Origin of the sequence: Lysinibacillus halotolerans (genome assembly GCF_003711845.1) — a bacterium.
In the GTDB taxonomy this organism is placed as follows: Bacteria; Bacillota; Bacilli; order Bacillales_A; family Planococcaceae; genus Ureibacillus; species Ureibacillus halotolerans.
The window spans coordinates 1-13,639 of the sequence record NZ_RHLQ01000067.1 but is presented as its reverse complement, the minus strand read 5'-3'; the positions used below and the strand labels follow the sequence as shown (position 1 = coordinate 13,639).

Sequence of the window (13,639 nt, the reverse complement as noted above, 5' to 3'; positions counted from 1 at the left end):
GACTTAATTTTATCAGAAGTGGTCCTTATTTTTTATTTAAAATAATCAAAGCCGGTGAAATTTTACTTATCGTAAAATTTCACCGGCTTTTCATTTCAGAGGTGGGTTTTGTCCCATCCTCGCTTATTCAACTCACAATTACTCTTCAGAAGGTCGTTGAGTTTGTGTATCTAATGTATCCCAGAAACTAATATCTGCATTTTCAATTGAACCGTCTGCGACCGCTCTAACAGTGGCATCCAACGTCGTGACCGTTTGTTTAATTAAATAACCATTACTTTTTTGACCGATTACTCGTGAAGGATCCTCATGATCAGACATTCCGCGCATTTCAAATAACAGCGTCGCTATATCATATTGGACCGCTGCACCGTTACGGCCAATATTTTCGCCGCTACCACCATTATATTTGCCAATATGACCCCAACCCGTTGAATCAACAGCGTTGAATACGACTGCACCTAGTTTTTTGGATTTCTCTAACACTTCTGGTTTTACATTCGCGTTTGTCGGATAGAGCATTGAACCAGATACTAATTCTCCATCTCGTTCATATTCAGTACCTTGATGATGAAGGTCGATCATATAATCAATATCATACTTCTGTAGCACATTTTCGTGTAGTGCTTGTGTTTCAGGTTGTAATTTATCAACATGATCTCGATTCAAGTCAGTCCCCACTGCATTATAACGTGTTAAATGACGTCCGCCATCTGCCACGTAATCTTCAAGGGAAAAGTTTACATCACCCATTGCACCATCCGCATTTAACATCGGTACAATAAGAACATTTACATTTTCAAGAACACCCTTTGTTTTATTTGTACCAAGATGCTTAATAAACTCTAAAGCACCTTCAGTTGTTAATTGTTCATTTCCGTGCTGTTGAGTTAAAAATAGTACAGTTGGATTGCTTGGGTCAGTCATATATTTTGCTAAATAAATATCTCTATTTTTCACTGTTTGACCAATAACTTCAAGCTCCATTGCTTCTTGTTTTGCATCTTGGGTTTTCAAGTATTTTACCATTTCTTCGTAAGTATATAGATTAGAAGTTTGAATCGATTCGTTTCCATTATAGTTTGGTCCTTCACCGACAGCATAAACAGGCAACGCAGATGGTGCAACAGCTCCTAATGTCATCATTCCCGTTAACGATAGTGCAAACAATTTCTTTTTCATCTTAACCCCTCCACATTCAAAAGTCTGAATATTTATATTATTCATAAATTAATATAATCTATCATTACTTTGAATGTATATAGAGGAAAACTATCATTATTTATTACTAAATATAGTCCCTTTATCATAATTTACCATTTTCAATATTATCTTTGGTGCCCAATAACTCCTTCTTTACCTTTAAATAAGCATAATTAATTTCTTTATAATCATTTTGATGATCATCGATTAATTGGAGGAGAAAATCCTTTAACGTCTCTGTTTTCTCGCCGAGCATATTCTCCATAATATATACTTTAAATTGCTCTTCATAAAAAGCTATTGAATGTGATGGCATTTCTCCCACTCCCTTTCATACCATAAAACTTTCTTTCCTGTGAGTTCCACAAATATACTGGTAACCTACTACCGTACTAATAACATCCATCTGATAAGCCTCCTTTTTTACATAACCCAAATAAAAAAGCTACTCCTGAGTTCAGAAATAGCTTTGGACTTATCTATGCATACTTAAAAAGCGTAAAAAAACCGATTTTTTTTACGTTCAATTTCGCACAGAACACCACCTATTTCCACGTAGGTATTTGGTGTGTACTAGAATTAGGCAGGTCTCCTGACTTCTCATCAACACAAATCAACGCCTTCCCATTTACACAGTGGCATCTATTGATTTGCTCCGAATTCACAGTTGCGGGACAGTGTTGGATTTTCACCAAGCTTCCCTTTTAAGCTTATTCTCATAAGCACCTATTCTTACACGTTATGTAATTACTATATATTATACCTAAAAAACAAAAGGATTAAAATATTCAAACTATTGTTTTGAAAATGAGTACCTTCTCCATATAGCGTATGGATAATGTTGCAGGCGTTTAAATACTTGGCACTAACAGCCTTTTCCCATTATTCATGTTTTCTGATATGCTGAAAATATTGTGGTTATTGAAGGGGGTATTTAGTTATGAATGTGAATGAATTTCAAGAATGGGTTAAAGTCTATTATGAAAAAAGAGGATGGTCAGAGTTAGATATATTTATTCGAATCGGTTTTTTAGCTGAGGAGACGGGCGAAGTTGCACGGGCAATTCGAACACTTGAAATTGGAAGAGATCGACCTGATGAAAGTAATGGAACTTTAGAACGGCAAAAACAAGAATTAACCGAAGAACTCGGAGATGTATTAGGCAATCTTATTGTAATTGCTAACAAATACGATATTTCTTTAGAAGATGTTTTCCAGTCCCATCGTGATAAGTTAGATAAGCGGTATAAACTATTAAAATGACTATTTACATAATGAAACCTCTTTAGAAAGTTACATTCTAAAGAGGCGTTTTTTCCTTAGTATTAACCTAACCAGTTAGCCTTCACTAACTTCTCAACAACAGGCATATTAACGATTCCTTCTCCGGATGTAAAGTGTCCACCAATTGGTAATAAAATAAATGGACATTCCAACAAATTAGATAGTTCATATGTTAGTTTCCAATGAATAATTTGATCCGTTTTAGAAGAAATGACATAAGCATCCCCAATCAAATCTTTCCAACAACCTTCATCTAGGTTTTTGAAATAAGGTTGAAATTGTGGGAAATTTTCAACCTCCTCTACGAAACCAGAAACTAAAATGGCTCCTTTCACTTTTACATGATGTCGTTGTAAGTATCTTAAGAACGTAACACACCCTAAACTATGACATATAAAATAAGCATCTTCAGGGGTTGTAATTCCCCTTTCCAAATCAAAATCCCATTGCGTTACATTAGCTTCGGTAGGATCTGTGTATGGAATAATGTGAATATCAAAATCATCCTTAAATTTTTGTCCAATGTTAGATAGCCAATTTATTTCTGGCGAACCTCCATAACCATCGATTAAATATAATTTATTCATAGAATGATTCTCCTTTTAATTTAATAAAAAACACCCCTCCAGATAGGGATATATCCAAAGGAGTAATAGCGAAGAAATTTTAAAATGCTAATACTAGTAACGATTGCTAGAATATTGCTATTAAATTTCATCTTTTAATTTTTCTAACTCTAGTTCAGATATAACACTGATACCATTCGTTTTTAATAACGCTGTTGTTACACCCGCTCCGTTTATTTGTTCTCCAATAAACTTTCCGTTATTTATTTTTTGACTACCACATGATGGACTAAATACTTTCAACACTACATATGTAGCTTTCATTTCTTTTGCTATCTCAAGGGTTTTTCTAGCACCCTTCAAATATAATTCGGTGACGTCATTCCCAGAGCGTTCCATCACTTTTGCTTTTCCTGCCAAAACATCAAAACCTCACCGTTAATAATCTCAGCTGGTTCCCTAGGTGTTTCAAAACCTCCTAATAGCTCTGGACAAATAGGGATGGCCTTCTGATCATCGATTAATTTTTGAATTGTACTATCCGAACATGACGTACCATTGTACCTTACTGGGTTTCCAGCTAAACACGAACTAACTAATATCATCTTTTTCCCCACCCCATATAAAGACTTTATCGTATTATACTACAAAGTTATTTGTTTGAAATTTGATTGGTTAATCCAATAGATTAAGCATAAGTCTTTTTCCATTTTAAGGAGAATATAATGAAATTATAGATGCATAGAAGTGAAAACTACTATTTTAGGAGGAAGGTTATGTTCCAAACATTAGACCATTTTTTGAGATCTTGGGAGTTTGAAGCTGATGCTACACAAAGAATACTTAATCATTTAACGGATGAATCTCTTAAACAGGAAATAACATCACAAAATTGGACATTAGGCCGAATTGCTTGGCATACGGTTACTGCTATTCGTATTATTACTTCAAATACAAACTTAACGTTCGAAGCCCCTAATAATGACTATCCGGTTCCTATTTCAGCTAAATTTATAGCAGATAGTTATAAACAAGCTAATAGTGCATTCTTACAGGCATTAAAAAGTCATTGGACTGACCATACAATGAATGAAGTGATTAATTTTTTAGGTCAACAAATTCCCATCGGTTCACTGTTAATGTTTTTAATCCAACACCAAAGCCACCATCGAGGACAAATGACCGTTCTAATGAGACAAGCAGGATTAGTTGTTCCAGGCATTTATGGTCCGTCAAAAGAGGAATGGACAAAATATGGTATGGAAGCTCCACCGATGTAGTGCGATAGGATCTCCTTTTAGTTTTAAGCAAACGCAATTGAGAGTTATTTGCCATCTAGATAAGTAGATGGCCCATTTTACCTTTTAGTTTGATTAACCTCTTCATTCCTTCCCTATTAAATAATCCGTTTTTACATTTCTCACTTAAACTTCAGGATATTTACCTTATTTTAACCATTTGCACCTTACAAATTTGTATAGCCTTGCACATCATACAGTAAAATCTCTTGTTGTTTTTCTGTCGTTCTTCTATTAGTAGAAAAAATAACATTTATCTTTTCTTACGAAATTTACGAATTAATAGTATAAAGGACGCAGTATTATGAAAATTTACAAAAAGACAATAATACCAGTTCGACAAAAATTTTCAATTAATTTATAATGTAATAGTAATACAATGGAGTGTGATATTAGTGCTATTTCTTAAAAACTGAAAAAGGCAAACTTATCGAAAGGTAGGGACGCAAAGCTACGAGTCTAAAATCCTATTGGGTAAAGATAGTCGGGTTGCCAATCTTAATTAATACTTATTTGGCTATCCTTATCTATATTTAGGATAGTTTTTTATTGCACTTTTACGAAAGAAAATGTGCAAAAGTTAAGTAGTAGATTATAACAAAAAAGGAGTTTGTAAGATGATAGTGGTTGATAAAAAGAAATATAAAATGGCCATTAATGAAGTGGCGAAGGAAGTTCATGTGCAGGTAATCGGATTAATGAGAGAAGAAGATGCAGAAGGTTATATGGTCGATTTACAAGATACCATTAATAAAGTACCAAGACATGAATATACGTTTGTTGTCGATGGAACTCACCAAACACCTGTCCCTTCAAAGGTTGTTCCGCAATTAGAACAAACAATGCAATTTTATTCTAGCCTAGGATTTAAAAATGTCCTTGTAGTAAAACCTAAATCTAAAATTGCTCAAGTACAAATCCGAAATGCCCTTGAAAGAATCGATTTCACAGGTACGTTTATCGATAAAGTGCAATAATACGTTCCGATTGAAAGAAATTTTTTAAATTTTCAATTTGAAAGGAAGATCCTCAATGCAAACAACACAAGAGTTATATACATATGAAATTTTAACGAAGGAACAACCAGACTTAATTCAAAAAGCGGCTGAGTGTCTAGCTCGTACTTTCATCGGGGTAGATGTTTCAGGAAAATGGGTTCAAGAACCAATGGTAGGTCAATTAAATATAGCATATGACGATTTTTATAATTTTACAAAGGAATATTTAGACTCCACAGTTGAGCAAGGATATTGCGCAGTTGCTCAAGATATTCATCATAACGTTGTAGGTGTTCTAGCTGGAGATACAAATGCACCAGAAATTATCGGTGAAGATATTTTTGAAGGTTCTTTTTATGATATGAATGTCATTCTTCGTGTTCTTGAAGATGTGGATAAGCGTTTCATGGAAGATTATAAAAAACGGAACGGAAAAGATCTTGAAGATGGAGAGCTATTACACCTATTTATGTTAGGAGTAATCGCTGAACACGACCGTCATGAAATTATCCAGCAATTAGGAAATAGATTGATTGCAAAGGCAACAGCACAAGGGTTAAAGGGTGTTTTAGGTGAAGCGACAAACATGAAGTCGTTACGCGTAATGGAAAAATATCATAATATGAAAAAATATAAAGATTTACAAGGAAATTATATTGTTCATAAATATGAAGACAATAGCAAATTAAATGGTATTCCTGCAAATATAGCAGATGGAACATATATCATTATTCGAGAACTATAAAATATAATTGCTAATTCAACAATAATAGGAGTTAGGAGATTTGTTTATTATGGAAGCTATTTTGCTCGGTATAATTGTAATCTTATTGGGGGTATCGGTGTATTTTGCTTACAAATATTATTCGCTTAAACACACACCCCATGTTAATAAAGAAATTATCAATGCAATGAAAGAAGTCTCAGCAGGTAATGTCATCAACATTGATGACAAAAGTTCTAATCATCCTGTAATTAATCAACTAACGGAGTTTTTCAGTAATGTAAGGGAAAAATTCATTTCCTTTTCAAAGGATGTACAGGATAGAGGAGAAAATCTCGCAGAAATCGGTGAATATGCATCTGAGAAAGCGGATATTGTTCGAGCAGCAATTGATGAGGTAGGTAGAGGATTAGAAAAACAATTAATTGCTACGGAAGAAAGCGCCGCATCTATGGAAGAAATTTCACAAGCGATTGATGATCTATCCGTGCGATCAAATCAAATTTCGGAACAATCGAACGCTACATTGGAGTTAACTCAAGAAGGAAACGAGAAGCTAAAGGATTCCTTAGTAAAAATGGAACAGTTTAATCAAACTGTAAATACAACATTTGATGCCATTAATAAACTTGGAGAAAAATCTCGCGAAATCGGCCTTATTGTCAAAGTGATTACGGAAATTTCAGAACAAATTAATTTATTGGCATTAAATGCGGCAATAGAAGCTGCCCGTGCAGGTGAACATGGTAAAGGATTTGCAGTTGTTGCCGATGAGGTTCGAAAACTAGCAGAACAAACACGTCAGTCTTCTTCTGAAGTATCAAATATTGTAAAAAATATACAGGAAGAAACTGAAGTAGTCGTTAAGTCAATGAAACAGGGAACGGAAGAGTTTAAAGAGACAAATATGACGATTGTAGAAGTTGGAACCATGTTTGAAAAAATTCTATCTACTACAAAAATTATTGCTGAGAATAATGAAAATTCCTCTGCAAGTACAGAAGAATTATCTTCTGCTACTCAACAAATCATGGCAACAATTGTTGAAATAGCGTCTATCTCTCGAGAATCTGTTGAAATGTTTGAGGAACTAATCGAAATTAATGATGATGAATTGCATACGATGAAACAACTTGTTCAGGAAGCTCAAAATCTTATCGAGTTAAAAAATAATGTAAACAAATTACTATTTGCCTCGGATCATGTTGGTGAAACTGTAGAAGCTAAAGTGAGTTAATATATAAACTCAATATAGCAATATCAAGAGAATCACCTTGCTGACTTATATAAATAAAAGTGCTTCTCATAGGTTAATGCAACTTGTGGGAAGCTTTATTTTTATGCAAGGCAAAAACTAAAACAAACTACCTTTCCAACGCAAGGAGTTAATCGATTGGATTCTATGTTCCATGAAATATAACAACAACTTCTAGTATAAACAGCAAGGAGGTAACTACATGAAGGAAATACAAAAATTGTTCCCTAGTATGGATGGGAACGACTTTCAAAGAGAAGAATTATTATCCTACTTTAACACCGTTTTAACGAAAATTGATGAATTAAAAGATCCGAACAAACTAACGTTAGGTGAAATGCCTGAGTACACGGAAGATTACTATAATCGCGTCATTCAAAAAGCGGCAATTCCGAAATCCGGTGTGTCGATGGATAATGTCGTACAAGAGCTTCTAAAATTGGTGGAAGGACATCGGTTCGTCAATCGGAACTATGTAGCCAATGCAGCGCCACTTCCGACCATTGCGAGTATCATTGGAAATTTAGTAATGGTACTCGTTAATGGGAATAATCTATGGGATGTGGAGGGGCCAGCAGCGGCTACAGCAGAAGTCGAAGTAACTGCTATGTTATCTAAACTGGTTGGCTACGATGAAAACATGAGTGCAGGATATACAACTTGGGGAGGACAAGGGGCTGTCTTTAACTCTTTACGTCTTGCCATTGCCCGTTACGCACCATCTTCTAATCAAAAAGGTATACCGCAAAATCTTTATTGCTTCTGTTCTGAACTATCCCATTACAGTCTCTATAAATCTGTAGAGGCAACAGGGATTGGTGTAGAAAACATGATTCGAGTGACAGCCAATGCGGATCATTCTATGAATCTAGAAGATTTAAAAGAAAAAATCGAGCAGGTTATTGCAAAAGGCGGCGTTCCACTTTATATCCTTGCCACAATGGGAACGACGGATACATTTGGGATTGATGACATTGAAGGCATTAAGTATATAGCGGAAGAAATGGAACGTACATATAACATCGATCCAATTTATATCCATGCAGACTCTGCTATGGGGGGGATGTATACGTTCTTTAATCAGTACGATTTTGAAAGCAATCCCTTACAATTGGAAGATAAAGTGAATGAGGTTTTAACATCCTATCAACAGAAATTTAAACAGATTAAACTTGCAGATAGTATGGTCTTTGATTTCCATAAATTAGGGCAAACACCATATACAACGAGTCTATTTTTAATTAAAAATAGAGAAAATCTAAAATATGTTGATTTAGATGCAGAGGAAACGCCGTATGTTGGAAATCGAGGTTATGGTAGTTATCATACTGGCTATACGCTCGAATGCTCGCGAATGGGAAGTGCTTTGTCCATTTATGCTTCGTTATTAGCATTTGGAATCGAAGGCTATCAAGAACTTTTAGCCAACTATATTCGTGTTAATATTGCATTTAGAGAGACATTAACAAAAGAAATTTCCAATGTGGTGGTCACGAATGAGATTTCTCCGATTACAACATTTCGTTTTTATCCTGAGGAGAAAAAATGGAATGACGAATTGAACGGACTTTTAACCGTAGAAGAAATGATGGAAATTAATCAATTTAATGATGAGTTTGCAGAGATAATTGGTACCGACCGAGATACTATATTCTTTGGGAATACAAGGAAGCAGCGCCTTGTGAAAGCAAAAAACTCAAACAATCCGATATCCATATATGCGCACAAATTTTTTGCGATTTCTCCATATACAACCATCGAAGAGGTCGATCGTTATGTTGCATTTTTAAAAGAACACCTAGAAATTTTTCTGAAAACAAAACGTAGTATGTTAACAAAAATCTAACAAAATTAAGAATGATGCAAACGACTTTACTGTTACTTTAACCCCGTCCTAAAATTAGAACGGGGTTATGCTTGTCTACACTTTTCATTTATACGAAATTCTAGAATTAAATATTTTGAAAAAGTGAGATGGTTAGTATTAGTGTCGATAAGGAACCTGCAGACATTAAAGTTATTATTCTTCTTCCGTTCTTTTCTTTTGAAGATTTTGTAAGCTCCCGGGACACGGCAATCCATAAAACAATAGAAACGATAGCTACTATGGTAATAACATTTGTAGACATATTTGTTTCCTCCTTAAGTTATATTTTTTCCGAACCTGGATTAAAACCCTGTTACTTTATATACGAATTAGAAATATCAAAGTTTCATCATTGACCATTTTAAAGCAAATAAAAAAGAATCCTTTTGAAATCAAGATGGATTCCTCTCTTAATAAATTTTATAAAAACTCATTATTTATTTTACGCTGTGAAAAATAAACGATTTCGTTTCTGCAGATGCTTGCTGAAACTCCCAATCTCCATAGGCTTGAATTCGTGAAAAACCTACTTGTTGTAATGATTCATGGATGTTTTCTTGTGTTCGAAATTTTAATTGCATTTTTTCATGAACAACTATTTCACCTGTACGTGCAATTTTTACCGTTTCATAAAATGTAAAAACATCGTCTATGAACCCTTCATATTCTGTCCAAATTTCAAGTAATTCACCGCTCACCTGATCCGTTGCAACATCAGGTGTTTCATCTTTTTCCCACTCTTCCCACGCTTTTGCTAATGGATTACGAGTGTCAAAAATAAAGTGTCCTCCCGATTTTAAAGCACGATGCACATCTGAAATGACGTTCTGCCAACTTTCCTCTGTAAGAAACACTTGTGCAACATTCGCTGTCATAATAACGACATCATATGCATTGGTTTCTAAATTCGTACTATCCCCAACAATCCAAGTCACTTTGTCTGAATTCTCTTTTCTTTTCGCATATTCAATCGCTTCTTCATTCGGGTCAATGGCTGTAATATGATAGCCTGCTTTCGCAAAATGAGTTGTCAATCTTCCAGTTCCACAACCTAAATCAGCTAATTTTTTCGCATTTATCTTTTTTAACAGAGCTAAAAAGAATTCGTCGTCTTTGCCCCATCTATTAATTTGGTCATACACTAATGGAATCATTAAGCAAGCTCCCCCTCTTCCTAACGAAAACAGAACATTCAGTTAAATAATTATTGCATGTTTGTTTTAATTCTTTATCTATGAAACAACCTTCCTTCGTCTATTTCACATTTGCTATTAAAAACATTCCATTAATAATGGTAATCTACTAGGGATAACTGTGCAATAGTATAGCTTTACAATTTTATTCCTAATTACTTTTCAATACTACCGATTTTGAATATAAAAAATCCGAAGGTCTGCCAGAAAAGTACCAGAAACCTTCGGAATGTAATTTTAATTTAAAAATCTATAATTATTCCCCTGCCAAAAAGTCCTTCCCCGCCTTCCCCCCTCTCTCACTCCCCTCAAATCCTTGCGGTTCTAAGCCCCACCCCTCTTTCCTCTTCTCTCCTCAACTCTTCCTTCTGCTTTATTGTTCTTCCCCAAAACCCCCATTTTCGACCTCTTTTTTCCGTTCTGGGTTGTATCGAATATTCGGACAATGTTAAAAAGTTCTTCCATAATGGAGGGAAGAATCAAGAGAAAAAATTGAAAAAACACGTTGAGAAATACACGAAAAAGAACTGAAACCCTACGGGTTTATACAGTGAGGAAAACAACAGAATAGACACAAGAGAAATTAAGAAAGGATGATTGAACCCTTATAGGTCAAGGGATTGAGGAGATATTGGACAAAACAAATAGACTGGATCACTAATGGACCCAGCCTCGAATTTTGATTGATTTTACAGTAGAAAAAATGTTACATACATATCGTTACGCCCGCTGCTCTCCCGCTTCCTTTGCCGTTTGGATACCAATAATTTAGCAGTAGGTACCGACTTTTTAGCATGGGGAAGAAGAATAAGACAGGGAGATAATAATTTTAAGGAAAGTCTACTATCTTATTCAACCGTTACAGATTTTGCTAGGTTACGAGGTTTATCTACGTCACAACGACGGTGTAATGCCGCGTAGTAGCTGATTAATTGTAATGGTACAACTGTTACAAGTGGAGTTAATAAGGAATGAACTTTTGGAATAACTAGGCGATCGCCTTCTTCCTCTAATCCTTCCATTGCAATGATACATGCATTGGCACCGCGCGCAACAACTTCTTTTACGTTACCACGAATGTTTAATGCTACTTGTTCTTGCGAAACAACCGCAAATACTGGTGTACCATCTTCGATTAATGCGATTGTACCGTGTTTTAATTCCCCACCAGCAAAACCTTCTGCTTGAATATAAGAGATTTCTTTCAGTTTTAACGCACCTTCCATACTTACATAGTAATCAAGGTTACGTCCGATAAAGAACGCATTGCGTGCGATTTTTAAATAATCTTCTGCAATTTGTTCTAACTCATTTTTAGAGTCAACAATTGTTTGAATAGCGTTAGCTGCAATCGCAAGCTCTTGTTTTAAGTCCATATCTAGTTCTCTACCAGCTACTTTACCAGCAACATAGGCTGCAACAGCTAATACTGCAACTTGTGCAACGTATGCTTTTGTGGAAGCAACGGCAATCTCAGGACCTGCATGTAATAATAACGTATAGTCCGCTTCACGAGAAAGCGTAGAACCAGGTACGTTTGTAATTGTTAATGCTGGGTAACCAAGTTCTTCTTTCACTCTTACAAGTACTTGACGACTATCCGCAGTTTCTCCAGATTGAGAAATGAAGATAAATAATGGTTTTTCAGATAAAAGTGGCATGTTGTAGCCAAATTCACTTGAAATATGAACTTCTACTGGAATACCAGCAATTTTTTCGAAATATTGTTTCCCGATTAAACCAGCATGGTAACTAGTTCCAGCTGCAATAATATATAAACGATCTGCTTGTTTTAAAGCTTCTAAAATATTATCATCGATTGTTAATTCACCATCAGCATTGCTATATGCTTGAATGATTTTACGAACAACACTTGGTTGCTCATCCATTTCTTTTAACATGTAGTGAGGGTACGTACCTTTTTCAATGTCGCTAGCATCTAGCTCTGCTTTGAACGGTTTACGTTCCACTGGACGACCTTCTAATGTTGAAATTTCTACTTTATCATGGTGAACTAATACAACTTCTTTGTCGCGAAGTTCGATGAATTGATCTGTTACTTGTAGCATCGCCATTGCATCAGATGCAACGACGTTAAAGCCATCACCAACACCAACTAATAATGGTGATTTATTTTTCGCTACATAAATTGTATCTTCGTCTTCTTGATCCAATAATGCTAAAGCATATGAACCATGTAATAATGATAATGTTTTACGGAATGCCTCTACAGTTGAAAGACCTTCACTTGCAAATAAATCAACAAGTTGAACGATGACTTCTGTATCTGTATCGGATTTCATTGTAATACCTTTTAAATATGCTTTTTGCAATAAATGATAATTTTCAATGACACCATTGTGTACTAATGTATATCGACCTGAAACACTTTGGTGAGGATGTGCATTTAATTGGTTCGGTACACCGTGAGTTGCCCAACGTGTATGACCAATACCGATTGTTGCATCTACATCATCGTCTACTGCTGTACGTAAATCAGCAATACGTCCTTTTTCTTTGAAAACTGTAATACCTTCTTCGTTACGAACCGCAATACCTGCAGAGTCATAACCGCGGTATTCTAACTTTTCTAATCCTTTTAATAAAATTTCCTTTGCGTCTAATTGACCATTATATCCTACGATTCCACACATTTTCTTTTTCCTCCGATTAAGCAATACCATTTAACTAAAAATGACAATGAAAAATACAAGTGCTTTTGAAGTAATAAAGGAATTCTGTCTAATTCCTTAACATACTAAAAAGCAATAAAAATAAAAAAACGATATTGCCTAGATTATTTGCCTTTTCGTTTCGCTGTCCAAAAAATTTCTTTTTTGTTTTAGAAACGAAATTAACAACCGGGCATGCGATCGGGAGGTATCCGCCGAAAATTCGATAATCCTCCACCTCGTCAACTAAGGATTGCAGTCCGTTCGATTTCCTTAGTTCAGGCGCTATTATTGTTTTCCTTATTACTTATAAAGCGCTTTTCCAATCCTCCTTTTGCGCTCGCTTGAAAAGTAAATTGAAAATTAATTATTTTTTCAAGCCTCTTCATCATACAGAATATGCTGTGATTCGTCAATCATCCACGCATATCTACTAGTTTCCTATTTTTTCATAAAAAAAGAGGATGGGACAAAACCCACCTCTGAAATGAAAAGCCGGTGAAATTTTACGATAAGTAAAATTTCACCGGCTTTGATTATTTTAAATAAAAAATAAGGACCACTTCTGATAAAATTAA

The 13,639-nt window shown here is 35.0% G+C and carries 12 protein-coding genes, 1 pseudogene and 2 riboswitches; of the genes and pseudogenes, 6 read left to right on the top strand and 7 right to left on the bottom strand.

What is annotated here, in order from left to right:
- Positions 1-138: 138 nt before the first annotated feature.
- Entirely contained in the window at positions 139-1,182 is a 1,044-nt protein-coding gene (locus EC501_RS17030) for a M14 family zinc carboxypeptidase (protein WP_122973546.1), read from the bottom strand.
- 124 nt (positions 1,183-1,306) lie between these two features.
- Positions 1,307-1,519: a hypothetical protein gene (locus EC501_RS17025; protein WP_122973545.1), complete on the bottom strand. Its 213-nt coding sequence runs from the start codon at positions 1,517-1,519 to the stop codon at positions 1,307-1,309.
- A gap of 249 nt (positions 1,520-1,768) precedes the next feature.
- Positions 1,769-1,948, bottom strand: a riboswitch (cobalamin riboswitch).
- Between the two features lie 195 nt (positions 1,949-2,143).
- Between EC501_RS17025 and EC501_RS17020 the strand changes: the two genes are divergently transcribed.
- Positions 2,144-2,467: a MazG nucleotide pyrophosphohydrolase domain-containing protein gene (locus EC501_RS17020; protein ID WP_122973544.1), complete on the top strand. Its 324-nt coding sequence runs from the start codon at positions 2,144-2,146 to the stop codon at positions 2,465-2,467.
- A 62-nt stretch (positions 2,468-2,529) separates the two neighbouring features.
- Here EC501_RS17020 and EC501_RS17015 read toward each other — a convergent pair whose 3' ends face one another.
- Together EC501_RS17015 and EC501_RS17010 are read right to left on the bottom strand one after the other, a co-directional pair.
- Positions 2,530-3,075 (bottom strand): RBBP9/YdeN family alpha/beta hydrolase, encoded by a 546-nt coding sequence (locus EC501_RS17015; protein WP_122973543.1) that lies wholly within the window; start codon positions 3,073-3,075, stop codon positions 2,530-2,532.
- 120 nt (positions 3,076-3,195) lie between these two features.
- Positions 3,196-3,659: pseudogene (locus EC501_RS17010) on the bottom strand (2-thiouracil desulfurase family protein).
- Positions 3,660-3,830: 171 nt separating this feature from the next.
- Here EC501_RS17010 and EC501_RS17005 point away from each other — a divergent pair.
- The 5 genes from EC501_RS17005 (at position 3,831) to EC501_RS16985 (ending at position 9,175) form a co-directional block, all read left to right on the top strand.
- Positions 3,831-4,334: a DinB family protein gene (locus EC501_RS17005; protein ID WP_122973542.1), complete on the top strand. Its 504-nt coding sequence runs from the start codon at positions 3,831-3,833 to the stop codon at positions 4,332-4,334.
- 428 nt (positions 4,335-4,762) lie between these two features.
- Positions 4,763-4,849: riboswitch (cyclic di-GMP riboswitch) on the top strand.
- A gap of 120 nt (positions 4,850-4,969) precedes the next feature.
- Positions 4,970-5,329 (top strand): hypothetical protein, encoded by a 360-nt coding sequence (locus tag EC501_RS17000; protein WP_122973541.1) that lies wholly within the window; start codon positions 4,970-4,972, stop codon positions 5,327-5,329.
- Positions 5,330-5,384: 55 nt separating this feature from the next.
- Positions 5,385-6,095, top strand: coding sequence for a hypothetical protein (locus EC501_RS16995; RefSeq protein ID WP_122973540.1), 711 nt, complete (start codon positions 5,385-5,387; stop codon positions 6,093-6,095).
- A gap of 49 nt (positions 6,096-6,144) precedes the next feature.
- Positions 6,145-7,311: a methyl-accepting chemotaxis protein gene (locus EC501_RS16990; protein WP_122973539.1), complete on the top strand. Its 1,167-nt coding sequence runs from the start codon at positions 6,145-6,147 to the stop codon at positions 7,309-7,311.
- A gap of 220 nt (positions 7,312-7,531) precedes the next feature.
- Positions 7,532-9,175 carry a pyridoxal phosphate-dependent decarboxylase family protein gene (locus tag EC501_RS16985; protein ID WP_122973538.1) on the top strand — a complete coding sequence of 548 codons (1,644 nt, stop codon included), beginning with the start codon at positions 7,532-7,534 and terminating at the stop codon, positions 9,173-9,175.
- Between the two features lie 106 nt (positions 9,176-9,281).
- Here the strand turns inward: EC501_RS16985 and EC501_RS18530 are convergent, their stop codons facing one another.
- The 3 genes from EC501_RS18530 to glmS form a co-directional block, all read right to left on the bottom strand.
- Positions 9,282-9,458, bottom strand: a complete 177-nt coding sequence (locus EC501_RS18530) for a hypothetical protein (RefSeq protein ID WP_174232716.1) — start codon at positions 9,456-9,458, stop codon at positions 9,282-9,284.
- Between the two features lie 175 nt (positions 9,459-9,633).
- Complete coding sequence (locus EC501_RS16980; RefSeq protein ID WP_122973537.1) at positions 9,634-10,350, bottom strand: class I SAM-dependent methyltransferase; 717 nt, start codon at positions 10,348-10,350, stop codon at positions 9,634-9,636.
- An 887-nt stretch (positions 10,351-11,237) separates the two neighbouring features.
- The gene (gene glmS / locus EC501_RS16970) at positions 11,238-13,043 is read right to left on the bottom strand and encodes a glutamine--fructose-6-phosphate transaminase (isomerizing) (RefSeq protein WP_122973535.1); all 1,806 of its coding nucleotides are present in this window, start codon (positions 13,041-13,043) and stop codon (positions 11,238-11,240) included.
- Positions 13,044-13,639: the final 596 nt, after the last annotated feature.

What these genes read in the sequence shown, in the direction of transcription:
- EC501_RS16985 (WP_122973538.1), top strand. Translation starts at nt 7,532, where the DNA reads ATGAAGGAAATACAAAAATTGTTCCCTAGTATGGATGGGAACGACTTT.
- EC501_RS17015 (WP_122973543.1), bottom strand. Translation starts at nt 3,075, where the DNA reads ATGAATAAATTATATTTAATCGATGGTTATGGAGGTTCGCCAGAAATA.
- EC501_RS17005 (WP_122973542.1), top strand. Translation starts at nt 3,831, where the DNA reads ATGTTCCAAACATTAGACCATTTTTTGAGATCTTGGGAGTTTGAAGCT.
- EC501_RS16990 (WP_122973539.1), top strand. Translation starts at nt 6,145, where the DNA reads ATGGAAGCTATTTTGCTCGGTATAATTGTAATCTTATTGGGGGTATCG.
- EC501_RS17000 (WP_122973541.1), top strand. Translation starts at nt 4,970, where the DNA reads ATGATAGTGGTTGATAAAAAGAAATATAAAATGGCCATTAATGAAGTG.
- glmS (WP_122973535.1), bottom strand. Translation starts at nt 13,043, where the DNA reads ATGTGTGGAATCGTAGGATATAATGGTCAATTAGACGCAAAGGAAATT.
- EC501_RS17030 (WP_122973546.1), bottom strand. Translation starts at nt 1,182, where the DNA reads ATGAAAAAGAAATTGTTTGCACTATCGTTAACGGGAATGATGACATTA.
- EC501_RS17025 (WP_122973545.1), bottom strand. Translation starts at nt 1,519, where the DNA reads ATGCCATCACATTCAATAGCTTTTTATGAAGAGCAATTTAAAGTATAT.
- EC501_RS17020 (WP_122973544.1), top strand. Translation starts at nt 2,144, where the DNA reads ATGAATGTGAATGAATTTCAAGAATGGGTTAAAGTCTATTATGAAAAA.
- EC501_RS16980 (WP_122973537.1), bottom strand. Translation starts at nt 10,350, where the DNA reads ATGATTCCATTAGTGTATGACCAAATTAATAGATGGGGCAAAGACGAC.
- EC501_RS16995 (WP_122973540.1), top strand. Translation starts at nt 5,385, where the DNA reads ATGCAAACAACACAAGAGTTATATACATATGAAATTTTAACGAAGGAA.
- EC501_RS18530 (WP_174232716.1), bottom strand. Translation starts at nt 9,458, where the DNA reads ATGTCTACAAATGTTATTACCATAGTAGCTATCGTTTCTATTGTTTTA.